We start from the raw sequence: 26169 nt of genomic DNA, 5'->3' as shown, positions 1-26169 counted from the left end.
GAGTACGAGAGGCTCACCGTTCTGGAAGGATCGCTGTCGACCATCGCCGGCCTGACCCGGAATGAAGACCTGTTCCGCGGGCTGAGCCCGTCGAACTGGTGGCCCGCAGACCGCTCCTGGTTCGTATGGACGGACTACGACCTCACGGCGACCCGTGTGTCCGGATCTCGCGCGCTGATTGAAGCGGTCCGCTCGCACCCGCAGCTGGAGACTCTCGACTGGCAGTGGCCGGGCGGAAGCCGGTCCGCGGCTGAGCGTCTTCGTGAGCGTGGGTGACGGTGGCGCGTACTTCCTGGTTTCGGGATCGCGTACCGAGGACGGCGGCTTCGACGAGTCGCGGTCCGCTGTACTCCTCAGGGACGGCGTCCATGATGACCTCGTCGGCGGGTTGGCCGAGCCAGGAGCCGGTGCGCCGCCGGGTACCGACGGTCCGAAACCCGGCCTTCTCGTACGCGCGGATTGCGGCGGTGTTGTTGGCTAGGACCTCGAGGTAGACGCAGCGCAGCGCGGTGACGTGGAATGCCCAGTCCAGGACCATCGTGGTCGCGGTAGTGCCAGTGCCGTGCCCGCGGTGGTCGGGTTCGCCGATGTAGATGAAGAACTCGGCGGTGCGGTAGCGGTCGTCGATGAGCAGGGACGTCATCCCGATCGGCGTCCAGGTGTCGTCGTGGTGGCGGTAGATGGTGAAGCGGGTCTGGTCGGCGCTGCCTTCGAGCTGGGCTTCGAGGCCGGCGGTGCGTTCGGTGAGGGATTCCGGGGTCTGGCGGGCGTAGCCGGCCATGACCGGAAGGGAGTTCTCCCAGCGCCAGTAGGTCTCGGCGAGGTCGGCGCGGAGCGGGCCGAGGCCGACGCTGTCGTGGGTCAGCCACAGGTCGGGGGTGATCGTCTCGATGTTGGGCTCCAGGAAGTCGGTTGATCCGTGCTCGGCCTCGTCGCGTTCAGATGGACAGGAGCTGGGCCCAGGCATCCGCGTTGGGCTCCGCCCGTGTGATGTGCCTTCCACGCAGGAAGTGATCGGCTGCGGTGGCCTGTCGGTCCAGGTCGAAGTCCTGCTCCGGGAAGTGTTCGGAGAGCCAACCTCCAACCTCGGTCCAGGAGTAAAGGCTCCATGGCTCAGGGGAGACGGGGGAGGGGAACCCTCCTGGGCCACGCTTCCCGGTCGCCAGCAGGCGCACGGACTCGCGGCTGCGTCCTGTGCGGGTGGCGATCTCCTTGATCGAGATCAGGTCGTCGGTCTGCAGTCCCACGACGAGCACGCCGAATGCTTCGATCTGCTGCACGGTCGAGGTGACTGCTGTCGCGAAGTCCGCCGCATCGATGACCACGTGCGCCAGCGAGACCGGTCCGCCGCCTTCCAGGCCCGTCACGGACGGCACGTTGGCCGCGATGGCCTCGGTCTGGACGTCGTCCGGATCGCGTTCCAGAACTAGAGAGAACTCGAATTCGGTCATCACACGTGCTTCCTGTGCTGTTCGACGAACTTGCGGATCAGCCGCGCGCCGTTCTCGGGGTTGCGGCCGGTGGAGAACACCTTGACGTGTGCACCGCACGAGCACTCGATATGGCCCCAGGTGTGGCCGCTCAGCTCGCGCACGGTGAAGCCGGCGCGTCGTGCCTCGTCGACTGCTTTACGGACTTCCTTGTGCATGGCGATCATCCCCGGACTGTTGGCAGTGTGCAACACGCTGGCGGCCTGGCTCCTCTGATCGAGAAGACTGGTCAGGCGTAGGTCAGTGGGAGTTCGAATTCGGCCGACCCGGACCGAGGCCCGCGTGCGGTCGTGCGCCAGTGGGCACGTCGTCGTCCCTCCTCGCCACGGGGGTAGGTGAGGCCGGCTTCGCGAGCGGCGCGCTCGACGTCGCGCATGGTGGAGGCTCTGCCGGCAGGGACCGGTGCCTGCCAAACCCATCGGCCTTCACGGAGCGTGTGGACCTCACATCCGGCGAGGTCGGGACTGGAACCGTGCCAGACCCGGACCACGAGGGGGCCCGGCTCACGTTCTGCGGCGGCGTGGACGGCCGCGGCGAGCTGAGCGCCCAGCGGTGACAAGCCAGGCCGGCGCGCCGGCGCTGGGACCAGCGACAGGAGGATCGGGACTGTGCCGTTGTCTGCGATGGTCCCGGTCGTCTCGTCGGCTGCCTTGAGCACTGTGTCAGGTGCGTGCCCCATGGCGACGCCACGGGCCGCCCAGCCCAGCATGGCGATGTCGTTGACGCCGTCGCCGACTGCAACGGTGCGCTCGGGTGCGACTCCGAGCAGGTAGCGGATCTGTTCCAGCGCTGTGGCTTTGCTTGTTTCGGGCGCCGTCACATCGAGCCAGCTGTGGCCCGCTGGTGTCACGGTTAGCCCGAGGTGACGGAGCGCATCTGCGTGGTCGGTGACCTGGTTGGCGTGGAGCGCAACCCGCGAAGCCTGCCCTGCCACGAGATCTTCGAGCGGCGTCAGCTTCTGCGGTCCGTTGAGCAGTCCAGGTCCGAACTGGTGGTTTACCCGCCAGCCCCAGCCAACCTCCTCGACTGCGACATCTATGCCAGGCAACAGCCGGTTCGCCTGGCGGACGACTGATCCCGGGCTGAAGGTGCGGGCCTCCATCACTTCGTATCCCGACGATGCTTCTCGGTCTAGACGTACCGTCAGAGCTCCGTTGGAACAGACCGCCCAGCCCTCTGTGAGGCCTAGCCTCCGGGCAGCAGCGAGCAGCCCGACAAGTGACCTTCCGGTCGCCATCACAACGTGATGTCCACTGGCGCGCACCAGCTCCAACGCCTGCACTGTCTCAGACGGCACCTTGCAGTCCCGGCCGATCAGCGTGCCGTCGATGTCGAGCGCAATCAGATGCGTCGCCGTTCCTGCCGGTGGCTTCTTCATTGTCGGACCTCCCCAGGTGCGCTTGCTCTGGGAATGATCCTGAGGCCCTTATCGGGTCGGTACTAGCGGCTTTCCCGTTGCCGCACAAGGTCGTCTCGAATGCCTTCGAGGAATGGCTTCAAGGCCTCGCCAGACAGGGCGTGCTCGGCGAACCCATCGAACTTCGCGACGTAGAGGGCTACGTCTCGGGGGTCGGTCACCACGACCTTCGCGTGCACAGTCTCGACGCTCACGGAGCGGTCGTCGCGGACCACGAAGGCGTGGTTGGGGATGTCCCGTTGAGCGCCAGCCAGCGGCACGACCCGCAGGTCGATGTTTGGCAGCCGGGTCAGAGATATCAGCCGGTCCAGCTGTCCGGCCATGATCGGCGTCGGCACGATCAACCACCGCAGGACCGGTTCGGTGATGACGAAGCGCAGCGTCTTGTCCTCGTCGTAGAGGACTTCCTGGCGCTCGAGCCGTGCGCTCATGGTGCGTCGTACCGTCTCTTCGGTGAGGTCGTCGTGCCGAGACAGGATTGCCCGCATGTACTCCGGCGTCTGCAGCAGGCCTGGCACGAGCGCGGGTTGGAAAACCCGCAGCAGATCCATGTCGGCCTCGACGGCCTGCAGCTGCTTCTGCGCCTTGTGTAGACCGGCTCGCTGGATCAGGCGCCAAGCCGTTGCCTCGGTGGCCACCGCGCGAGCGGCCTCCATGTACTCGGCCTTGACCTCGTCGGAGACACCGATGGAGGTCAGGATCCGGTCGACGTCGTCTGCGCTGGGGGAGAGCTTGCCCGTCTCGATCTTGCTCAGCTTGCTCGCGGACATGACAGAGCTGCGGGCCACGGTTTTGGCCTCCGTACCGGAGGCCTGCCGTAGGGCCCGCAGCGCTGCGCCCAGCTCGGAACGGTTCACTCGCCGTACATCGCCCGCCAGTCTGCGAACGGCACCGCGTGCGCCAAGGCTGTCTCCCGGTAGGCGACGTACTCCGGCCCGCGGTCATCCGGCAGCACATCGGCCCCTATGAACTTGCCGTCGCTGTAGTTGAACCGGGCCGGCGTGGTCGAGTCGAAGAGCCAGAAGTCGCCGACGTGGTCAGGTAGCGGCGTGGGCTGATCAGTGACGTCGAGGATGAAGAACTCTTCGCCCGCCGTGGCATTGGTGAGGTAGCCCCAGCCGAGCTCGAAGCGCAGGTAGGGCGTCAGGGGCCGGCGAAGCACATGGACGCGGTACATGCGTCGTCCCGCGCCGGTGTGGGTGCGCACCTCGTCCAGCCAGTCCAGGTTGTAGTCGGTGGGCTTGTCCTGGCCGTCGAGGAACAGCTGGTAGGCGTCGACGTTGCCGGACCGGCTGTAGTCGTCGAGAGTCTCCAGCCGGAAGGCTTCGCGCTGAAACTGGTCGAACAGGTCTCCCAGGGTCTTAGGCGCCAAGCCGGTCACCGAACGCCTTCCGGACCAGGTCCAGGGGGATCTCCACCAGGGTCTCGTGCGCGGGGATCGTCAGGCCATGATCGGTCGGGGTCTCACCCTGCACCAGGATTGTGCCTCGGTCAGTCTCGTAGATCGTCGGGCAGTCGTTCTTGTCGCACGTGCTCGCAAGTGTCGTCACCTTCATGGCGGTTCCCCCTTGGCCGGCCTGCTGTCGCGTTCGATTCTTCGGTGTCTGCGGTGGCTGGGCAAGGGGATCGAGTTTCCACAACGGGAAAGCGCGGCCGTGGGTCGGAAGTTCTCACGATTCCAGGGGTAGGCAGGCCACTCCCATGCCCGAGGCCGTCGGGTGAGCCGTGAGCCGAGCGGCCTGCTTGAGGCCGGTAGTTCTCGCCGCGTAGCAGCAGCGCCAGGAGGCCGCCATCCCCGTACCGGGGAATGGCGGCCTCTTTCGCATGCCCGCGGGTGGTCCAGCCCTCTCGGTGGGGGGACCCCGCCGCCGCGCCCACAGCGGCAGCGACATAGGCGACGAACAGCGACGGCGTCACGCGAGCAGGCGACGACGGACACGCGCGACTGGCGTTGCGATGCGACGCACGCGGCTGTGTGACGCGGGCAGGCGAGCAGCAGGGCTGCGGGCCCGCGGACCGCTACGACGAAGGCCACACACCTAGTGCACAACGCTGTGAGCGGTCCAGAAATCAGCCCCGAGCTGAGCCGTTCCAGCCCTGCGGGGAAGGGGGTGGGGGACATGATGACGGTCCACGTGCTGAGTGCGGGGAGCGGGTACACGTACCTGACGCAGCAGGTCGCGTCGGGGGACGTGCCGCGGGGGCGCGGTGTGTCGTTGACGGACTACTACATGCAGCACGGCAACCCGCCCGGCCGGTGGGTCGGCACCGGCACGGAGCAGCTCGGGGTCTCGGGCCGGGTGCTGGAGAAGCAGATGAAGTCGTTGTTCGGTCAGGGCCGCCACCCGGATGCGGGCCGGCTGGAGCTCGAGGCCCTGGTGAATGGGGCGTCGAAGCAGGACGCGGCTCGCGCGGGTGCGTTGGGGCGGGCGTTCCCTGTCTTCGAGAGCGCGGAGGGCGACGGTTACCGGGCTGCGTTGGAGGCGGCGTTCGCACGGTTCGCTCGCGAGAACGACCGCCCACCCGAGCCGGGTGTGGAGCGCGACCGACTCCGCTGGGAGGTCGGCCGAGCCTTGGCGACACGGAAAGGCGACGCCGAGGGCGGTGGGCCGTTGACCGACGAGGAGGTGGCGCGGTGGTTGGCCGAGCGGGGCGGGCAGCCGCGGCGCGCGGTGGCGGGGTATGACCTGGTGTTCACCCCGTCCAAGAGCATCAGCGTCCTGTGGGGTCTAGGGGATGCGGCCACGCGGGAGGTGATCACGAAGGCGCACACCGATGCGTGGCAGGACACCCTGGCGTGGATCGAGACGGAGGGCGCGTTGACGAGGGCGGGTGCGGGTGGTGTGCGGCAGATCGACACCCATGGCCTGACCGCGGTCGCGTTCGACCATCTCGACTCCCGCACCGGAGACCCGAACCTGCACACCCATGTCGCGGTCTCGACGAAGGTCCTCGGTGTGGACGGTGGGTGGCGGGCCCTGGACGGGCGGGTGCTGCTGGGGTTGAAGGTCGCGGCCTCCGAGCGGTACAACACGCGGATCGAGCAGCTGTTGGTCGAGCGGCTCGGGGTCGCGTTCCACACCGAATCCCGGGGCCGGGGCAAACAAGGCGTGCGCGAGATCGTCGGCGTCCCGAAGACGTTGCGGGACGCGTTCTCCCGGCGGCGGGCCGCGATCGTGGAGTCGTACGAGAGCCTGCGGGCCGCTTACCGGGCCAGCCATGGGCACGAGCCGGCCACCGAGGCCGCGTTCGGGCTGACCCAGCAGGCCAACCTCGACACCCGTCCGAGCAAGGGCGCACCGGTCGGGCTGCGTGACCGGCTCCCGCAGTGGGCGGGTGTCGCCGCGACGGTTCTGGGCGGCCGGGCCGCAGTCGCGGGCATGCTCACCACGGCCCTACGCTCCCGACCCGGTCAGGGCCAGGTCACGGTGAACGAGCCAGGCGACCTGTGGGCCGCCGTCGCGCAGGACCTGGCCGGGCGTGGGATCGCCCGCTGGGCGGTCCAGGATGTCACCGACGCCGTCGGTCGGCTCGCGACCCTGTGGCCCCAGGCCCAGGTTTTTCGACCGCTCCGGTGGGCGAGCCCCGCTCGACGCCAGACCGTCCTCGGGCAACTGGCCGGGCAGGTGCTGGCCCAGGGTGACCTGGTCGACGCCTGCCTGACGAACGTCGCGGGCAAGCGGTCGACCTGGACCACGTACCACGTGCAGGCCGAGGCGACCCGCCTGGCCCGCGACCACGCCCCCACCGGCACTGACCTGCTCGCGGTGGCTGCGACGATCTCCGGGTACGCCGTGGCCGGCAGCTTGCAGGTCACGCCACCGGACGTGAACGAGCCACCGGACGTGATGCGCCGCACGGACGGCGAGTCGGTCTACTTCGTCCACGGCTCCACCCGATACACCTCGCTCGCGGTCCTGGAAGCCGAGGACCGCCTCCTGACCGCCGCCGGCACCCCCGGCGGCCTGGTCATCGACCCGGGCGCGGTGGAGGCCGCGATCGAACGGGTGCGGGTCGACCAGGGTCGGGTGCTGAATGCCGGGCAGCGGGAGCTGGTGGCGCACTTCGCGGCCAGCACGGTGCTGGCGGCGGGGATCGGCCCGGCGGGGACCGGGAAGACCACCGCGATGCGCGCCTTCGCGACGGCGGTCCAGGACTCGGGCGGCAAGCTGATCGCGCTGGCGCCGTCGGCTGCCGCCGCGGGGGTCCTCGGTGCAGATCTCGGTGACGGGATCACGGCCGAGACGCTGGACATGTTCCTCCTGGCCTGCCGGGGCAAGGGCGGGGAACGCCTCCGTGAGCGCCTGAGCGTCGAGCCTGGCACGGTCGTGCTGGTCGATGAGGCGAGTCTTGCCGGGACCCTCTCCCTGGCCGACGTCCTGACCATCACCCAGGCCGCTGGCGGCAGCGTCCGGCTGCTTGGGGACCCGGCCCAGCTCAGCGCCGTCGCCGCCGGCGGTGCCCTGAGGTTGATCACCCAGCAGGCCGGGGCGGTCGAGCTGACGCACATCCACCGCTTCCGCACCCCTGGTGAAGCCGACGCTTCCTTGCGGTTGCGTGAGGGTGACCACCGGGGCCTGGACTTCTACATCAGGCAGCGGCGCACCCAGGGTGGGTCGGCGGCGGCGATGGCGGAGGAGATGTTCGCGAACTGGATGACCGACTCCGACCATGGTCGTAAGGCGATCATGATCGCGGCGACCAACACGCTGGTCACCGAGCTCTCCGCCAGAGCGCGCCTGCACCGCGTCACGCGCAGGGAGGTCGAGGACGACGGCGTGGTCTTGCATGACGAGAACCGGGCCGGGATCGGGGACGTGATCGTGACCCGGCTGAACAACCGTCACCTGCACGCCGAGGACGAGGACGGGCACATCGACTGGGCGCGCGGTTGGGTCAAGAACGGTGACCTGTGGCGCGTGACCGCGCGTGGCGCGGACGGTGCGTTGGAGGCCCGGCATCTGGAGACGGGCTCGACCGTGGTACTGCCGGCGGACTACGTCGCCGAACATGTCGAGCTCGGGTACGCGGCGACGATCCACCGGGTCCAGGGCATGACCGTCGACACCTCCCACGCGATGGTCGGGGTCGGTATGACTCGCAACGAGCTCTACACCGCGATCACCCGCGGCGCTGACTCGAACCGGGTCTACGTGGAGACCGACGACGTCCTGGACCTCGACCCAGACCGACAGCCCGACCCGGAGCGTGCGGTGCTGAACGCGCTCAAGGGTGTCTTGGACCGCGACGGCGAGGAGACGTCCGCGTCGCGGGTGATCGAGGACGAGTGGGACTACGCGCACTCCCTGGCCTGCCTGGTCCCGGAGTACGAGGACGCTTATCTCACATTCCTCGAGCCCGACCGCATCGGACGCCTGGCGCAGGCGGTGCGGTCGGTGCTGCCCGAGCGGATGGCAGACCGTGTGCTCGCGGACGAGGTGTGGCCGGTGCTGGCCAAGCGCCTGTCGATGCACGAGGCCGCCGGCACCGACCCCGTCACCGTGGTCCGGCGCGCGGCCGGGACCGGGTTCGGGAACGCGAAGTCGATCGCAAGGGTCCTGCACCACCGCATCGGCCTACCCCGCACCCACGACCACGACGAGAGGGGACTGCCGTCCTGGATCACGACCGCACCCGACACCACCGACAAGCTCCTCTGGGACGCCAGCACGCCCACCGGCCCGACGGCGGACGTCGCGAACACAGACGGAGCCGCCGTCGGTCCGACGGCCGTGCGCCAGACTCTGCAACCGGGCCACCCGCAGACCAGCGGCGACGTGGTGGCCGGACCCGCTCTGGGGGTTGCGGATCGCGAGACGACCACCGCCGACCAGGGGCCGGCGCTGATTAATACGGGGGAGCGGGACCTGGTCGTCGAGATCACTGGGCACGCGTGGGCCTGGTGGATCCGGCAGAAGACCACCCAGTCCTGGGCCGCCCGGTACATGGCCAGCCGGAGCCTCGCAGCAGCGGAGTGGGGTGTCGCGCCAGGGTCGTGGACCGGTCTGACTGACCACCTGCTGTCCCTCGGCTACACGCCTGACCAGCTCGTGACCGCCGGGGTGGGCACGCTGACCCGGGGAGGGCGGGTCGTCGACAAGTTCCGCAACCGGATCGTGTTTCCCTACCGGAATCAGGCCGGGCAGGTCGTCGGCGTCACCGGGCGCATCAACCCCGCCGAGGCAGATGCGGGTGAGGAGCGTTCGCCGAAGTACCTGAACACCCCGGAGACGGCGGCATACCGCAAGGGCGAGCTCGTCTACGGCCTGGACCCGAGCGCGGCCGCACGTCTGGCTGCGGGTGCCCGTCCGGTGTTGGTCGAGGGCCCGACTGATCACGCCGCCCTCCACCAGGCCGCCGCCCACCTCGCGGAGCAGACCGGGATCCAGATCGTGCCGGTCGCGGCCGGAGGCACCGGCATCACCGCGGAGCAGCTGCAAGGACTGCGGGACGCCACCGGTAGGGACCTGAGCGACCTGATCGTCGCTCTGGACCCAGACAACGCCGGCCGCACGGCCGCCGCGCGAGTCTGGTCGCTGCTCACCCCTGACGAGGCTGCTCAGGTCCAGGCGCTCGACCTGGCTACCGACCCCGCGCGGACCGCGACCGAGAGCCCCGACGCCCTCGCGGACGCCCTGACGGAGCCGATCCCGCTGACGTGGTTCGCTATGGCACCCAATCTGCAGACAATCCGGGACCTGGACCACTTCGAACGCCAGATCCCGCAACTACGGGCACTGATCGACCACCTCTACAGCCGGGTCGAGCTCAACCAGTGGGGGCCCCTGATCGAGCACGTCGCCCAGGCTGTCGGCCACACGCCCGGTGCCGAGAACCACGAGCAGCTGAGCGTGACCTCGGTCCGTAAGGTCCTGACGGACCATCTCGCCGACCGCATTACGGGCCAGGTCCAGACCCGAGCCGCCACCAGCGTCGACCGTGCGGTCGGCGCTGGTGTGGTGGAGGTCGGACGGGAGCGGCCGGTGACCGATCGGCTGGTGCAGGCGTGGCTGACCCGGCACGCTGACCTGATCTCTGCCCGTCTGTACGCCCTGGTCGAGGACGCAGTAATGAACCCGCAACTATGGATGGAGACCGTTACCCCGCTTCCAGTGGGCGGCCCTGCGCAGGAGACCTGGCGAACGGCGATGCGACAGGTGCTGGCGTACCGCGACCGGTACCAGATCACCGACCCGGTCGATCCACTCGGGGTACGCCTGACAGAGGGCGAGCGCGGTGAGGCTTGTGCCGGCGCCGCCCGAGCCCTGGACGCCATCACCACCGACCAGGGCCTCGAAGCCCGGCGGCAGGTTCGTTCTCGACAGCGGCCGATGGAGCGGGTCCCCGTGGTCCTGGCGGACGCCCGAGCCCACGCCGCCCACGTCCGCCACGAGGCTGCCGAGCGAGCACGACGAGATGCCGTCGAGCGGGCGACCGCGCACCACAGAGGCTGGTGAGAATTTCTTCAACCGGGCAACACCCGAAGCCCTTGAACCTAACGGCCTCGAATGCTCACCGATGCCCGTTCACCGCCGTATGCGCCCGCCGCCAACGTCGGACTTGATCGGGCATCGCGTTTGGTTCGCGGTGCCAGCCCCGGACCAACGGCTTGATCACTCGGTGAGGTTCTTGGCGAACCACGCCCTTGCTACAGGCCCCGCTGCCACGGCCGCAAGCGTGTTTCGGACGGATCGGACACGACGAACGCAACTGAATGCATTGCACGAGTGACTGCCACGTACAGACCGCAAGCTGTCTGGTCCGCAAGTGGTTCCCCCTTGGTGAGGAACCGCACGATGGGTTGTGTTGGATAGATCAGGACTCGTTCAAACGTCAGCCCCTTGACGGCACCAAAATTCTGGAACGGTAGCTCGACTTCCCTGGCCACCGCGATCCTGGGTCGCAGTGGCTGAGGGCGGTAGGTGGCGAGGTACTCCTCGATATCTCCCTCGCTGAGGGCGTAGACGCCGTCGTGCCCGGTAACGACTGCCTGCTTGGAGACAGTGGCCTGGAAGGTGAACTTGGGAGGGAAGATCTTGTCGGAGAACGTCGCGATCTCCTGGTTGGACCGCCACGTCTCGGCGTTGTGCTGGACATCCAGCCGGCCTGACTTCTCATGGACGTTGAACCAGTCGAGCATCTTGACGCCCCGGTACTTTCTAAGGTTCTGGTCTCGGGGGTTGGTGTCGAAGACCGACTGGCGGACGTCGCCGACCATGTGCAGATCGATCCCGTCAGCGTTCATCAGCATCTCGAGGATGCGTAGGTCGCAGCCAGTGAGGTCTTGGACCTCGTCGATATAGATCTCATCGTAAATATTGGTCAGGCGGTCGATGACGGCGCCCTTGCTCGCAAGCACGACGTCGTAGGCGAGCTTCGAGAGGTGCAGTTTGTAGGCGCGGTTGTCGGAGTCGAGGAAGCGTGGGGCGCCGGTCGCGAAGCGACCTCCAGCCGGTTCACCGTCGAAGTTCAGGCCGCGCAGGTGCCGTCCTGGGTATTTGAGGGGCAGGTAGGGGCGGATGCAGTGCCGCATCAAGAACGCATACCAGCCCACGACCTTTGGCACTGCGCCGGCAGGGCAAGCTGAGCGTAGCCGTCGTTCGAGTTCGGCTTGTCCGGAGGTTGTGTAGGTGACGGCCAGGCGCCGGACGTTTGTCGGACCGTTTGCGCACGCGTTGACGATCGACTGAGTCTTGCGTGATCCCGCGACGGCGAGTACCGCCCGGTTCATGCAACGAACTCGATCGCTCGCATCAGGTACTCGGGGTAGACGATTGACGTCGGCGAGTCCGCGATCCGCAACGCCGCACCTGTCTTGTGGTCGTGCATCCACTCCTCAGTCGACGTCGGTGAGTCCGTGATGCCGAGCGCCTCACGCAAGGCTGCTTCGTCGGCGACGTTCGCCTTGACGACCTGAGGCTCCAAAGTCGAGCCGAGCTCGGGTCCACCGATGAAAAGGTCACGCTTGCCGTTCGCAAGATACTCGGCGACGGGGCGTCTCCAGTGTTCGGGCTCCTTTCCGTCGTTGTCACGGAGCGCGGCCACACTGTGGTGGTCGATTGCGGCAGCGAGCTCTAGTGCGCGCGCAAACGACACGCCTTTCATGGAGACGATGTCGATCCCAGCGTCGATGGGCTTCTTGTCGTGCGTGTCGAGGAAGGCGCGTTCGAAGAGCATCTCGTCGGACGGCCCCTCAACCAGGACAAGCTTGTCGGCCAGCACGAGGCGCAGGGTGTCGAAACCCGACAACTTCCGGAAGTAACCGACGGTTTCGATTCTGATGTCGGAGAACGCAGAGGCCTTGCCCGCGTGCAGAAGGCGAAGCCGATCCACGCCAAGACGGTTGAGAACGTAGGAGCTGTGGGTCGTGATGAAGACCTGACGCCCGCCGGCCAGGCTCTGGATCCGGTCGATCAACCGGGTCAAGGCAGTGTGCGAGAGATGGTTCTCGGGCTCCTCGATGAGCACATAGGCAGTACTCGTAGCCGACCGGTTCAGCGCAAGGGCCACCTTGATCGCAGCCTGCTGCCCCTGGCCTGCCATTGCGAACGGCACCTCCTCGACGTGCGGAACAATGCTTGCTTCCCATCCCGCAGCAGCCGACTGGTCCATCTGCAGGCCCAGAGTCCGGTCGTATAAGGCGACACCTTCCGCCGCGATGCGCTCGTTGACGCCGTTCAGAGCCTCACGCGAGATGGTTTGCCGAGCGCCTCGATGCGCCACCGAGATGGCGGCGCGTTCCTTGGCGTCCATGAAGTTCGTCAGCATCTCGCGGGTGTTGTGGTCGACTCCGTGCGTCGAGCGGATCGTGCGTGAGTCGATAAATGCGACCCCGAGCCCGTTCGGGCGGCGGTGTAGTCGGGCGTCGGCGAAGTCGCGCCACTGGACCTCGTAGTACTCGACCGGGAGGATATTGGGCCTGGTTGCATCCGCGAGATACTCGGCGAGCTCGGCGGCGTAGTCGTCCGAGGGCCGAATGCGGAGGCTCACTCCGGGTGCGTCGGTCTTGAGAGAGTTGTGCACGCCACGGAGCAGTTGGACGTCCGGGTCGGAGGACGAGAGGTAGAGCTCGATCAGGATCTCGGGCGGGTCCGCCGCTGCCTCGGTGGACAGCGACGAGAAATAACCGGTGACCTGCTGTTGGTTGAACCAGTAGGGATTGAGTACTTCCTCGGCCCAGCGGCCGTTGATCCGCCCGGTCAGGGCGAGCCCGATCGCCTCCAACAGTGTCGACTTCCCCGCCTCGTTGCCGCCGACGATGATGTTGAGCCCATCGGACGGCTCTAACTCGAACTTCTGAAACAGGCGATAACCCTCAACGATGATCCGCTCGATCATGCGCGGAACCCCTCTCCTCGCGAACACCTCAGAACCGGACACAGTGCCCATGGGATTGAAGCATCACGCGCTGGCACACGGCACGGCGAGGACGATCCGACACGGGGTGAATCGCGTGGTCGGGGAACCCAGGCCGCTGCGTTGGTGTCCCTCCGGTCCGGCTAGCGGTGGCAGTACGCCGACCAGGCTTCGTTCCCGATAGGTTGCAGCCACCTTCGGTCTCGAATTCGACCAAACCGTGTTACGCGTCCGCTCCTACGACGACTCTGTTGCCTGTAGCACTCCAGGCCAGGACGCAGCAGCAACTCTCGCTCCCGACTCACCCCGGTCCACCACCCCGTAGCCAAGCGAGCTGGAGCGTTGGTTGATCACGGTGAGGGATCCGCAACTAGCGTCCGTGTCGTGGACGCCCACCGAGAACAACAGCGACGACGTCACTATGGGCAATTCGCGGTTTGGGGGCGAGCATCCATCAGCGAAAGGGAGTTCAAGAAGTCGACGCTTGCAGGTCCGGCCACCCGCTCCAATTAAGGTGCCCATTGGTGCGCTTAATATACCCGTACTCTATGGTGCAGGTTGTTAGCGGCACTTCTGCGATCCTGTGGCCTTCAGAGATATTTCTCCAAATTCCGTACGTCTTCTTGAGCGAACCCTCGGGGCCTGTTGCGCTCCGTAGCTCAATCCACTCAAAGTCTTCTGCGCTATGGAGGGAGGACTCGCTTGGAGCCCCAACCTTGCGGTCCACCTTCGAGAGGCGAGTGCTTCCGAGGACCATAGCCGGACCGTTGGCCGATAGCGGCGGCACGGAAACCTTCGCACTTGGGCCATGGTCCTCCGTTATCTTTGCCGTCATCGAGTACACCTCATCCTGATAGACGGTCGCGTGGAGAGCGAAGCCGGGTCGGCGCCATACCCGTACGTCTGAGCCTGCGGGTCCGCGGTACGACTTTACGATTTCGTCTTCATTGCCATCCATGACGTCGCGTACTTTGAAGATAGTGTCTCCGGGAGAGATTCCGAATAACTGCCACGGTGCATCCGTTTCGGGAAACGAAGGATCGCGCCGTCTATATGAGACGTACCGTTCCCACTGAGACGGCGTGAGTTCGGCCCTTAGCTGCCGGGCGACTGGAACGGACGCGCCAGCGGCGACAAGAAGGACGGCAACGAGCCTGGGCACAACCGGCGGCTCATCTACGAATGTAAGGACGGCGCTGGCCAACACCCCAACGACCAGCACCACTCCGAACGCCACTGACCAGGCCCTTCGACGCATCGGTGTCATGTATAGAGGCTAGTACGCACCACCCCGAATTGGAGGTGTGTTCGCCTGCATGCGAACTCTGGCAGGTAGCGACGTACGTTCGAGGCGCGGGTCAGTGGCGAAGTCAGCGAGCGCCACGTGTAGTTGCAGACACGTTGGAACGGACACTGCCTGGCCTGCTGCTGGGATCAGGGAACACCTCACTGGTCGCCAATGTCGAGATTGCGCTGATGCAAGGATCCGTTGCCCTGTGCTTGCGGGGTATAAAACTCGAACAAAGCAACCTGGAGGCGACGGCGTTCTACGCTGAAGAACGCATCATCGTGTCAGCTACCGCCACAACGTGGAACGCGAAGCCGGAGCCGCTTGTGGAGGTCGACGAGCAAATTCACCCGGTCGGCCCAACAATCACCCACCTCGGCGAACCCCGAACAGCAGTTCCGGTGCTTGACTGTCGCGGTGCGAGTACTCCACGACGTCGTTGGGGCGCCAGCACCCCGGGCGAGCCATCTGGCCCGCGCGAGTGGGTCTGCACTGAGAGGGCGGTCAGTCATGCGGGTTCGGACGGGAGAGGGAGTCGGCGGTTTGAAGGCATGGCTCCGATGACGCCGGCTGGGCCCAAAGACTACATCGGCCGTCCGGGCCACCTGGTCTTCCGGTTCGTCTTCTTCGTCTCGTCAGGTAATGACGTCGTGCGGCAACGTGACTTGTTCGAGGCACTGGTGGTGGAGGCGAATCATCAGTTTCGCTTGCGTGAGGACGTGGAGCGACCGTTCGTACTTGAGGTCGATCGGTGGGAGCATGACGCCCCGCGTCGAACTACGGAAATGAACGAGGAGTTCGTTCGTCGAGCCAGGGAATCGCACCTGACAGTAGTCCTCCTTGCGACCGAGGTTCGCCCCGGAACGCGAGAGGAGATTGAGGCGGTCCTCGGGGAGAAAGACACGCAGCTGGCTGTCGTCTGGATGGAGAACCCGGATGAACGGCGTAAGAACCAGCGTCTCAAGAAATTTCTTCGAGAACATGGAGAAATTGCATACGACCGGACCGGGCCACCAGGAAGTGATGAGGCGACCCTGTCGATCGCTAGCGTGGTGTATGCGGTACTGGCGGACATCACACGGGGTGCACGTAGGGAGGAGCTGTTCCTTGAGTACCGTTGAAGACCGTGACGACCAACTCTACCGAGCATGCATTACGTGGGAAGTGCCCAGAATTAGCGCGATCGGTGGGGATGAGGCAACAGCATTCCTCGAGACACTTCAACTACGTCCCGGAGCATTCGCCGAGGATTCAGACGTACCAGCCAAGCGGATGTCTCCGCTAAGGCGCGCAACATTGGGGCTGCGTGCCGAACTGAGCGGCGACCTAGAATTTGCCAAAAAACAATACTCCATTGTTGCCCGCCATTCAGGAATTCGCGGTCTTTTCGGTCTTCTTCTGCTCGCGTGGATGTCGGACGCAAGGCGACGTGACTTCGAGCATGTCGAGCTGCGCTTGGCTGAGCTTTCTGGGCTAGGAAGCAGAGATCTTGTTGCCCGGTGTCACTGCAAGCTTGCGTCGTGGGCCGGTGATCAGGGCTGGCCGGATCTGGCTGCTCACCACTTCGAAAGGGCACGAGCTGCCGCGGGGGTGGAGCTGCGCGCGCAGCTCGACGAGATCGGTGGGTGGTTCGGGGCCAACCAGATCATTCATTTTGGTAGGAGTCGTGGCGATATGATCCAGTTCCCATGGATCAGTCGGCATGCTGATCAAGCCGCACGGAGGAGTGTCGAAGAGCGATTCAAGCTTTCGTTCCGGAGCCCCTGGATCCGGACCTGGACATTTGGGTCGCCTTCCCCCGAAGGCTCGGAGATTCAATCTGCCGAACTTCAAGCGAGTTGGGCGGGCGCACTGTGGCTCTTGCCGGGAATTCAGCGCGAGCATGCAGCTCTGCTGCTCGCACGGAGCCGTGAGCCGGACGATGTTGTCCGTGGCATCGCACAATGGGTTCGTGGTGGCGGCACCACCCCCGGCCTGCTCATTGATTCCTTGGAAGGTCATCTCTCCAGCGAGGCCGTCAGCGAACTCCTCATCTCACGTCTCCACCAAGGCCGCAGCGTGATGAGGACCGAGCTTTGGTGGGATGCCTGCCTCGCTCTGTGGTCCGAGTTGCCGCCCCCAGTAGTTCAGTCACTGGTCGACCTCTTCGAGCCGCCGTCAGAGGACCTCAGCCCGCACAGTGACCTCGCACAGTCTTTGACGTTGTTCGGCTATCTGATTCCGCAGTCCGAGCAGGCCATGCAACGGGCGCTCCAGTTGACTGACCACGAACTCGGGATCTTGCTGCGTTCCATGCAACCCGGCCTGATCGACCGCCTCAACTCCACGATTCTTGAACGTGGTCTGAAGGGGGCACTCTCCGATACCGACGGCCCATGGCACGAAATTGGTTGGTCGGCTCTTACGCGGGCTTGGACACGTCTGCCGGCAGAAGTTGCTGAGCGCATGCAGAGCGAGATGGCAGCGCAACTGCCTCATCACGAACTTCCCCGAGCCGCGAACCTTGCCCCTGAGTTGTTCACCATCGACATGCTCGAACATGCGCTCGTCGCGTCAGTGGCTCGTGTTGATCAGTTCGTCCGAGACGCAACTCGCGGTGTCTTCAAGGGAGGTCCGCGAGACCCAGCCACTGATGTTCAGTGGCTGGTAGGCGCACTTGGTGTTTCGAGCCCAGAGGCGACGGACGCGCTTGTCCGTCAAGCCAGTAGCGCGGTCACGGGACCCATGCAGCGCCAAGCATCGCTCACTGCGCTCACTGCACTTGCCAGAGCAGAGTTGGTCGATCGCATTGCGGTGGAACCGGCTCTGACCCCGGTTGACAGCGTGGTGTCCGGCCTCATGGGTGACGACGAAGGGACTGACGATCGGTACGAGGAACTGCAACGGCACGCCCTTCAACTCGCTCTCGGGTACGACGAGCATCTCGATGGCGCGCTCTTGGCAGCGTCGCGCGACCCGAGCGCCCGTATCCGTGCTCTTGCCGTGTCCTTGGTGAGCTGGTTGACAACGGGCATTGCGTCATCATCAGGAGCGCTCGACGCCACGTTGCTCGGCGCGCTTTATGATCCTCACCCGCGGGTACAGGCTCTTGCTGTGCCATCTCTCTGGCGCGGTCAATTCACGAGTGAAGTGGTGCGCACCACAGCGCAGAATCGCGTCGTCGAGATGTGGCCAACAGCCCACATCGACTTCCGGGTTTCGGTTGCGCACGAAGCGTCGATATCTGCCGATGCTAACGATCAACTCAAAACGCTCGGAGCATGGAGCAAGAGCGACCGCTCTGCTCTCGTGCGGTGGGCCGTCGAGTCAACAGATGCATAGTTGAAGGGGTGGCATGTCCGAGTCAGAACTGCACGTGGTACCCGACGAGATGAAGGCTGGCGCTCGACATCTGCGGGATCTGGCTGGTTTGCTTGTTGAGCCATTCGTGACTGGTGCAGTTCTCGCATGCGAGGGCTCGCCGGCCGAAGCAGACCTTGCAGACCGCGGGTACGACGGCTCGTGGGGGAGGCCAACATTCCAGGTCGTTCACCAGGCCGCTAACCACGTCAATGTCGTTTCCGACCATCTGCACGCGATGTCCGCGGTGATCCTCGCGCGCGAGACCGTCCTTGCCGTCTCAACTCTGTCTCGTACGGTCCTTGAGTCTCTAAGTGTTCTGAATTGGCTATATGAACCTGAGATTGACATTCAAGAACGGATACGGCGACGTTACAACATTCGACTTCTTACTCTCCGAGAGCAGCGTAACCTTGTGCGAGGCTTTGTGAGCGCCGGCGACCCCAGAAGCGGCGTTGCGACGGGTTCGCTGGAAAAGATTGGCCAGGAAGTCCTGACGATTAAGTCCAACGCAAAGAGGTTCGGGCTCGACTATAAGGCGGCCAGAACGCGGGTGGCTGGACTCGATCCAATGCGCTACCTGGGGCAACGGGTGCCGAGCGATCAAAAGCTCATTGACGCACTCCTTGCCACGTCAGCGAGTTCAGGTAACCGTATCGGCCTAGCAATGCACCGCATTACATCAGCGACGGCTCACGGGCAGTCTCATGGTTCCCAGTTCTTCATGCTCGAAGCCGTGGACTCATCAGAGCCTGGTCTCGGCTCGGTGCAGTTCGGTCTCGATCTGAGCCATTTTTCAACGTTGCTCGGATCGGTGTTCCTTGGGCTTCAAAACGCTCGGAAACGCTTGCGAGATTACTACGGATGGCCAGATGAGCCCTGGCAGGCAGGTCTCCGTTCGGCGATGGCTACTTATAATGGATGGTTGGACATCGAGCGGCGTGCGAGCGAAGGTGAGCGTTAGTGGATAAACGGGCACTGGATGAATATTCCTATGCACGCCGGGTGTGTATTCGATACTGGGAACTGCTTAAGTCATTGTTCGGCATGCCTCTCGGGTGCTCCATCGACCCCGGCCTACTTTGCGTTGTCCACGGAGGCGCGCTCGTTGTGTCGTTCGAGTGTCCACCCGTTCACGACTAGGTGAGTCGGATGCTCGCCGGTCAGCGGCGCCGTTGCCGCCCAGCCCGAGCGCACGCGAAAATCGTCTGAGGTAAGTCGGCGTCCTGGCGGGGATCGTCGCTAGGTTCGATCGATGGAGCACCCGGACGGGGCATGTCCGTTGGCAGCGCGACCAAGGGACTCAAGCATAGAGGAGCGCAAGGCATGAGTGACAGTTGGCAGCACGTTGCTGAACGCTTGGAACTGCTCGCCTCAGGACCGCTTGACGAGCAGCGTGAAGTCGCCTCAGTGCTCGGGATTGAACTTGGCCAAACCCCTGCTCCAGTTGCGGCTGAAATCATCAAAGCCAACCTCGCGCGAGTCTTGATGACAAAGGTAACGGATGGCTTTGAACTGCCCGAAACGTTCTGGGAACTCGAGGAACAGGTCGAGTCACCGCAACGCGCTGTGCTTCAGGTCGGATCTCGAGCTGGGATCTCGGCTTGGTTCGAGGCTCGCTACATGCTCTTGACGGTTCAAGGGCTACGAGGCCTCGAACCCTGTGTAGGCGACATCGTCAGCCGTTTCGACGCGCCGGACGAGCACATGGTCGTGTCGAGCATCGGCGAGAAGGGCGTCATCTATATGAAGGGCGGCCTCGGCAAGCGGTCCTGGCCAAACTACCTGGAAATGGTTGCGCGCAACGATGGTTCCGACAGATACAAGGAGCTCGTTGCTGTAGTGGATTCGAAATCGCGAAACGCGCGGCTAAAGCACCCGGCGAGCTCCCCACGCTTGGACCTCCTCGAGCAGTACAAGGTTCCGAGCCGACATCCGTCATCCGAGGCCTTGCGGGAGCTTGAAGACCTTCTTGAGTCGGGTGAGAAGTACGAAGCTCCATTCCAGAAATTGATTGAGCGCAACCCTGAAATGCTCGCGTCACTAGTGCACGGCAACTGGGGCACGTATGTCCTCCCGCAGAGACGACTGGGCGCCGAGCACGTGACAGACTTTCTCGTGCTGGGCGTTAGCAGTGTGGGGCCCGAGTGGCTTGCGGTCGAGCTCGAAGCTCCTCGACACGAGCTGCTCAATACTAAAGGGACGCTTCGAGCACCAGTGCAGCATGCCGTTACGCAGATTCAAGACTGGCGCGATTGGCTCACGGCTAACGTGGCCTATGCGCAGGACCAGCTCCATCTATATGGGCTCACAAATAGCGTTCCGGGCCTGGTGATAATCGGGCGTTCTGATCCCGCGGTCGAACGTGAGCCCGCTCGGAGCAGGATTGCGGCAGACCAGCGAATCCATATCCACAGCTGGGACTGGCTGTTGCGTGACGCGCAGCAGGTTGTCGAGGTCGGACACCAGGGCGCGACGTTGGTATACACATAGATCACGACGCGACTATCAATTCAAGATTTCCCGGACTGTTCCGAGGCGACAGATCTCGGCGTGGCGTATTGTGGTGACTGGTAAGCGCGCAGAGCGGTTGCTCAGAATTTAACTATTTGGTCGCTCTGCGTGTCCCGACCAATGCCCAGCGCCCACTCTCCGCTGTGGCTTGGGTTCGCTACTGAATAGCGCACTCGCGTTCTGGGCCACGGGCCTCAACAGCTGGCTCTCGCACTGCTCCGCCAGGTTGATGGGCAGTCAGCTGGTTTGGCATTAGCGGCTACCAATTCCGATGAAATCCCAGGACTACTCAATGTCCGGTCAGAATACGCGTCCGCGTTTGGCGCGCGGGCCGGCATGGTCAGTTGGACAACCAACGTGCTATCGAATAAGCGTGTCTGCGACGATGCGGAGCGGGCGCTCCACACCCGTGAACGGATCCAGTACGACGAGGTCCGGGCTCTCGTGGATCAGATTGTCGCGAACGCTGACCGCGGAGTGTTCGTCGAGCAATCCGGCGTGTTTGAGGACTGTCGCCAGCAGGAAAATTCTCTGCGCCATAGTCGAGGGTTCGGCATCGCGATCCTCCGTTTCGTGAGCCGGCGCCCAGACTGGGGTGTTGGTGTCCGCGGACGACGGATCGTTCATAACCGCACGTACTGCCGCGGTGGCGTCTGGGTCTTGCTGTAACCGCCGTAGCAGCGGTGCAGTGAGAAGAGGAATGAGTGGGGGCGCATCCTGGACGACAAGCCGTTTGTGGGCACGTTCCACGATGATCGGCAGAAGTCTGGCCGGCGACGCGCGGACAGCGATCGCCAGCGTGTCAAGCCAGTCGCGGCGGGCACGGGGTGTGCCCGCCTGGAACCATGCCTCCAGTTCTGTAAACATCCGTCGGCTGGCGTCATCGGCGGGGAACAGTTCGCAGAAGAGTGCGCGCAGGGTCGGGTCGGAGTCGAAGTGCGGGCGGTTGCGCATGGTTTCTCGGAGATCGTCGTCGGAGATGTCCCATGCATCGGCATCGACGAGGGCTGCGTATGCCTCGCTGGGTTCTTGGTATCCGTCTCGCGACTGGGCGGAGCTGTCGAGGCACGCCAGGAATAGTTCGAGGTCGCGTCGTCCGTTGCGGTGCGACCACAGCAGGTACTCGGTGCTGGTCCGGAAGCCGTTGTTGGAGTCCGCCTCGCGCAAGATGAGCTCGGTGATCCCGGGATGCGTTGTTTGAGCGTGGCTTAGATCCCTCAGTACCTTGACTCGTGCTTCCTCGTCTGAGTTCTCCTTCGCTCGTGGGGCCGACAGCAATGTGAAGATGTCATCCCCGAAGTGGTCGACGATGCTCTCCCATCTGGCGTTTACCAGGTCCACGATCTCGTGGTCGAGGCCACCCAATATGTGACGAAGTTCCGTCCCTGGGCGGGTGGGTTCTCCGATCGTCTCGAGGAGCCCGTCATGTAGTTCGAGTTCGTTAAGTTCCAGCATGCCGACCCAAGCGGTCTGGCGGTGGTCCTCGTAGTCGGGCCCATATGCGCAGAGCTCGGATCGGACTTGTGTCCGCAGCCACTGTGCGACGTCGTCGAGTTGTGAAATGTCTGCGTTCGCCGAGATGCGGTCTCGGTCGACTCGTCGGATCAGGCCGGCGAGCGCGGCGCGTTGCACCCAGATGTCGGGGTCCGCAGCCCAGTTCTTCAGCAGCTTGATCAAGACGGTGGGTGTCAGGTCGCTCTGGGTCAAGGCATCAACGAGTGCCTCGCGGAGGGGTGGGGGCAGGTATGCGAGTTGGTCGAGGACCGCGTCGGTCATGGTGTTCGCAGTGTCGGTGGAGCGGGAGCCATACGTGCGGATGATCGCCGCTGGGGCCGGGTCGTAAATGCCGGGAGCGATGCTCTCGGGGTGTCGGAGGGCCCGCAATGCGAACTTCACGACTGCCGGGTGCGTCGGCCAGGCGGCAATGACCGATGTGACGTGCCAGGTGAGGAAACCCGGACCGACCGCGGCGCACAACGTGGCGAGCTCATCAGCGTCGTACTCGGCCATGACCGCCGCGATCGTCGGGTCGCCTTGGTCCCGAACGAACTGGCTCCAGGCGTCAGCGACTGCCATCGCTATAACCACTCTGCCCTCGGTGTCCGTACCCTCTTTCGAGGCGGCACGAAGCAGTTTCACGAGGGCGTCGAACCCGTCCGGCGCGCCGAGAACGTCCAGGGCGACCGGCGCGAGCCTCGTCGCCGCCTCCCGCGAGCCGAGCAGCCGTTCGCGTAAGGCTGCCTGCACTCGCTCGTTTGCGGGGAACCGTTGCAGGAGCGCAGAGGCGACCGCGACGGGCCGCCACGAGTCCAGCGCCGGCAGCAATGCCTCTAGCGCCTCGTTGTCGGGTAGCGATTCGGACAGTCCAATGGCGCCGTCGTTGAACGAGGGTGTCGCCACTCCTTCTCGGACCGTCGCCGTCGCGTTGAGCGCGAAGGCTGGGTCCGCGCGCCACGATTCGGGAATGAGCGAAAGGTTGTACAGCAAGAGTCCGTGCCCATCGGGGCTGGCGAGCTCACCGCTAACCCAGTCCTTGATCGTGTCGTCGCCGCTGAAGGTCGTGCAGGCTAGCAGCCACGCGAACTGTCGATTCCCGCCATTGCGGCCGTTCCCGGACAGGGTGTCCAACACGAACGACGCTGCACCGGGCTGTTCAGCCACAACTCGCTGCACGAAAGGAATGGCCAGACTCGACCAGTGCTCACGGGGCCGCAGGTCCTCATGCTCGAGGAACCGTGCGAACCACCGCTGCTCGGCAGGCGTGAGGCCGTCGGTCCCAGCCCCGGCTTCACGCAGCAGGTGCAGCGCGCAAATCCGTAGCTCGGGCGTGACCTGTGCGCGAGCCCAGGTGATTAAGGTGGGCAGCTCGGGGGAATCAGGCCACCCTGTGCCCAGACATAACAGTGAGAACGCTTGATCAATCGCCCGCGCCCCTCCGCGGACATTTGTCGCAATCTGAGCGCCGACGTCCGCGGCGCCGGCGTAGCGGATTGCGATGGCATGTGCGGCGTTCAGTTGAACTTCCTCGTCCTCGTGACGCAGTCCCCACAGCAACGTTTTCAGGACCCCCATCTCGTCCACCGTCGCCTCTCGCAGCATCCAGAGCGCGGAGGTCGGTTGTGAGTGCGACGCACTCAGCCACCGGGCGAACGTTGCCAGCAGGTCTGGCCGAAGTGAGACGTGCTTGGTCATCGCGACCAGGGACTTGATCAGTGCAATGCGGTGGCCGGAGTTGGGGTGTTCGTTGACGCGCTCGATGATCTGCTTCACCCACACGGACTGTCGCGGTGGTGCGACTGCGACGTCGGCTGCGATCGCTGCGGCGATCAATTCGTACTTGTCGATGTCATCAACGTTCGCATCGTTGCTGAGCGCGGTGAGCAGCGATGCATTGATATGCGAGTTGACCTGGGCGGCCAAGCCCGCGATAAGAACGTCTCGCCATGTTGGATCACCGGCACGTGCGCGAAGGGTCTCCTCTAGCAGGCCGGGTGACAAGGTGGCGAGGTGTTCGCCGGCGAGTTGGTCGAGCAGCACCCTGTGCAGGAAGCCGACCATGCCGATGCCCTGTGGGACGAGTAGCCCGTACTCGTCCTCAGCTTGTGACAGGGCGGCGGTGGCGATGCGTGCCGCTTCCGCAGGCGGGTATGCCAGCCCGTCGTCGCGGCGGAGCTCTTTTCGGAAGAGGCGTTCCATGTCTGCCCGTGAGCTGATCGCGGAACCCCCGTCCAAACGTGCTTGATACGCGACGCCGCGGAGCACGGTGAGCATCTCCGCGGTGGAGAACTCCGAGCCGCTGGCCGACGAAGCGCGTCGGCGCATCTGCGGGTGTCGATCCACCAGCAGCCGAATCAGCTCGGAGAAGAGCCGGAAACGTTGCGGGGGAAGTGATTCGCCGCGCCAAGAACGTGCAAGGACGCATAGGAATAAGGGGGTGGTCAGAAGCGGATCCAAGGCTGGTACACGGCTGAGCTCGGCAAGGAACGTGTCGGCATGCGGGCTTGAGGTAACACCGTCGACCACACCCTCAGATTCGGTGAGTGAGCGATGCACTAAATCCAGTTGCTGGCTCTCGGTGAGGGGTGCGAGGGTCGCCTTTGCCCACGGCATCAGCCAGTTCAGCTTGTCGAGCGCGTACGGTCGCGCGGTGAGGATTGCCCCGATGTCGCGTTGCGCAACGAACGACTCCACGAGGCCGAGCGCTTGATCCGCAGACGTGGCGTCGCTCCACTCGTCCACCCCATCGACCAGTTGCACCGCACGTTCATCGTCCAACGCAGGCTGAACGGCATCCCATGCCGCGTTCCCACCTTGCTGGGTGATCCACGCTTGGATCGCCGAGACCAACGAGTGTGACGTGGCCTCTGCGAGATGCCGGCACAGGAACGCGAACGGCAACCACAACGGCAGGTCGCCGCCGTGAGCGCGCTGCAATGCCACTGATTGCGGTTCGGAGGTCAGAATGTCTGTCGCGGCGAACATCAGGAAGCTTGACTTCCCGGATCCCGGGGCGCCGATCAGAAGCCGGAGACGTGCCGACTCCACCCATCCGTCGACTGGCGTGCGGGCGGAACCGCTTTCAGTTGAGCGGAGGGACTTGCGTCGCTGAGGCCTGACCTCCCGACGCCGCATCAATTGCGATGTACCGGAGTATTCCTGGACCGGAGCGGTTGCTAGGGACGGCTCAGGCCGCTCCGATGCAGCGAGGACACTGATCTGCGCTTCGGCGGAGACAGATTGGGCGTCGAGGATGACGTACGACAGTCCCGCAGTATGGTGCCCGGTGACCGTCGAGGAGGCGCCCTGCGCGCGAAACGCACCACGATAGAGCGTCGCGAGCGCGTCCCGCGCGGCCCGCGCTCTCTCCGGCGACACCCTGCGGGATAGTTCGCGCAAGCTCTCTTCGCCGCAGAACACGCTTACCCATGGCCGCCCGAAGAAGTCGTCCACCAACCGCGGTTGTGGACGAAGAAGCTCCGAAACCTCGTCCACGCCCCACGGCACGAACTCGATGCCCTTCGCCTCAAGCAGGTCCGTTGCTGACCGCACCGCCGCGTCGAGCTTGGTGTCGCGCAGCGAGACGCTGGTGGCGTAATAGAAGCGGGAGCATCGATCTGCCCACTCGCCGTCGAGGAAGTCGTCGACCGCGGAGGCGATCGATGCAGCGGTGAGCTTCTCCACCTTTCGTGACTGCAGTGCCGCGTAGTTTCTGCCGGGCTTCGTAGGCGCTTGGAGCGAAGGCGCGATTCTCGCGTAGACGTCGATTCCGCCCTGACGTTGGCCAGGCAGACCGTAGAGGGTGGCGCGCTCGACGCTCGCTTCCGTCTCTAGCAGTCGCGTGAAGAGTCGCTCTGCGTTCGGCCAGCTCAGGTCCTCCAGCGGAAGCAGCGCTGGCTTCGTTTGCACGGGAGGAGGGGCAGGCCACGCGCCGTCCGGCGTCGACCAGAGGGATGGCGGCAGTTCGAGCCGAGGGTTCACCACGCTGCCATTCTTCCCACAACCCGAGCGCCCGGCAGTCCGTTCACATGAGCGTGCCGTCGAAGGAACTGGGACCGGACACCACAGACGCTGCCAGCCGTACGACCGGTCTGCCAGAGATCGACCCGGATCGGGCATAGCGATTGGCGGTTGGCGATCCCCGCCGTGCGGGCGACGGGTCGATGGAGAAGTGGACGGGTAACCTCGACTTCGAGCAGGCGAGAGTCCTGCCTCGCGAATCACGACCAATCCGTCGAGGTCTCAAACGGCTCCCACCAGAGGCAGCG

The 26169-nt window shown here is 64.8% G+C and carries 15 protein-coding genes; 5 read left to right on the top strand and 10 right to left on the bottom strand.

Annotated features, from left to right (window positions below; translation table 11 throughout):
- Positions 1-142 precede the first annotated feature (142 nt).
- From ACH47X_RS23760 to ACH47X_RS23730, 7 genes are all read right to left on the bottom strand, one after another.
- The gene (locus ACH47X_RS23760) at positions 143-967 is read right to left on the bottom strand and encodes a GNAT family N-acetyltransferase (protein WP_397407501.1); all 825 of its coding nucleotides are present in this window, start codon (positions 965-967) and stop codon (positions 143-145) included.
- The gene (locus ACH47X_RS23755; protein WP_397407499.1) at positions 939-1451 is read right to left on the bottom strand and encodes a hypothetical protein; all 513 of its coding nucleotides are present in this window, start codon (positions 1449-1451) and stop codon (positions 939-941) included. The genes ACH47X_RS23760 and ACH47X_RS23755 overlap by 29 nt, the downstream gene beginning before the upstream one ends.
- Positions 1451-1657: a hypothetical protein gene (locus tag ACH47X_RS23750; protein ID WP_157237145.1), complete on the bottom strand. Its 207-nt coding sequence runs from the start codon at positions 1655-1657 to the stop codon at positions 1451-1453. The genes ACH47X_RS23755 and ACH47X_RS23750 overlap by 1 nt, the downstream gene beginning before the upstream one ends.
- A gap of 62 nt (positions 1658-1719) precedes the next feature.
- Positions 1720-2868, bottom strand: coding sequence for an HAD family hydrolase (locus ACH47X_RS23745; protein WP_397407497.1), 1149 nt, complete (start codon positions 2866-2868; stop codon positions 1720-1722).
- A gap of 62 nt (positions 2869-2930) precedes the next feature.
- Positions 2931-3764 (bottom strand): helix-turn-helix domain-containing protein, encoded by an 834-nt coding sequence (locus ACH47X_RS23740; RefSeq protein WP_397407495.1) that lies wholly within the window; start codon positions 3762-3764, stop codon positions 2931-2933.
- Entirely contained in the window at positions 3761-4288 is a 528-nt protein-coding gene (locus tag ACH47X_RS23735) for a DUF6879 family protein (protein WP_397407493.1), read from the bottom strand. Before ACH47X_RS23735 ends, ACH47X_RS23740 begins: the two co-directional genes overlap by 4 nt.
- Positions 4269-4463: a hypothetical protein gene (locus tag ACH47X_RS23730; protein ID WP_020016571.1), complete on the bottom strand. Its 195-nt coding sequence runs from the start codon at positions 4461-4463 to the stop codon at positions 4269-4271. Before ACH47X_RS23730 ends, ACH47X_RS23735 begins: the two co-directional genes overlap by 20 nt.
- Positions 4464-5027: 564 nt before the next feature.
- Here ACH47X_RS23730 and mobF point away from each other — a divergent pair.
- Positions 5028-10364 (top strand): MobF family relaxase, encoded by a 5337-nt coding sequence (gene mobF, locus ACH47X_RS23725; RefSeq protein ID WP_397407491.1) that lies wholly within the window; start codon positions 5028-5030, stop codon positions 10362-10364.
- Between the two features lie 191 nt (positions 10365-10555).
- On the opposite strand, the gene ACH47X_RS23720 is transcribed toward mobF, so the two are convergent.
- Positions 10556-11638, bottom strand: a complete 1083-nt coding sequence (locus ACH47X_RS23720) for a UvrD-helicase domain-containing protein (protein WP_397407489.1) — start codon at positions 11636-11638, stop codon at positions 10556-10558.
- Positions 11635-13245 carry an ATP-dependent nuclease gene (locus ACH47X_RS23715; RefSeq protein WP_397407487.1) on the bottom strand — a complete coding sequence of 537 codons (1611 nt, stop codon included), beginning with the start codon at positions 13243-13245 and terminating at the stop codon, positions 11635-11637. The genes ACH47X_RS23720 and ACH47X_RS23715 overlap by 4 nt, the downstream gene beginning before the upstream one ends.
- A 1419-nt stretch (positions 13246-14664) precedes the next feature.
- Between ACH47X_RS23715 and ACH47X_RS23710 the strand changes: the two genes are divergently transcribed.
- The 4 genes from ACH47X_RS23710 (at position 14665) to ACH47X_RS23695 (ending at position 20383) form a co-directional block, all read left to right on the top strand.
- Positions 14665-15672 (top strand): hypothetical protein, encoded by a 1008-nt coding sequence (locus tag ACH47X_RS23710; RefSeq protein WP_397407485.1) that lies wholly within the window; start codon positions 14665-14667, stop codon positions 15670-15672.
- 175 nt (positions 15673-15847) lie between these two features.
- Positions 15848-17872 (top strand): hypothetical protein, encoded by a 2025-nt coding sequence (locus ACH47X_RS23705; RefSeq protein WP_397407483.1) that lies wholly within the window; start codon positions 15848-15850, stop codon positions 17870-17872.
- 13 nt (positions 17873-17885) lie between these two features.
- Complete coding sequence (locus ACH47X_RS23700) at positions 17886-18854, top strand: hypothetical protein (protein WP_397407481.1); 969 nt, start codon at positions 17886-17888, stop codon at positions 18852-18854.
- Between the two features lie 362 nt (positions 18855-19216).
- The gene (locus ACH47X_RS23695) at positions 19217-20383 is read left to right on the top strand and encodes a Shedu anti-phage system protein SduA domain-containing protein (protein WP_397407479.1); all 1167 of its coding nucleotides are present in this window, start codon (positions 19217-19219) and stop codon (positions 20381-20383) included.
- Positions 20384-20764: 381 nt separating this feature from the next.
- On the opposite strand, the gene ACH47X_RS23690 is transcribed toward ACH47X_RS23695, so the two are convergent.
- A complete protein-coding gene (locus ACH47X_RS23690; protein WP_397407477.1) occupies positions 20765-25885 on the bottom strand; it encodes a hypothetical protein in 5121 nt (1706 codons plus the stop codon).
- Between the last annotated feature and the right edge of the window lie 284 nt (positions 25886-26169).

Source organism: Promicromonospora kroppenstedtii (assembly GCF_044389675.1).
Lineage (GTDB): Bacteria > Actinomycetota > Actinomycetes > Actinomycetales > Cellulomonadaceae > Promicromonospora > Promicromonospora kroppenstedtii.
The sequence above is the reverse complement of the archived record's forward strand: the minus strand, read 5'-3'. Positions and strand labels throughout refer to the sequence as shown.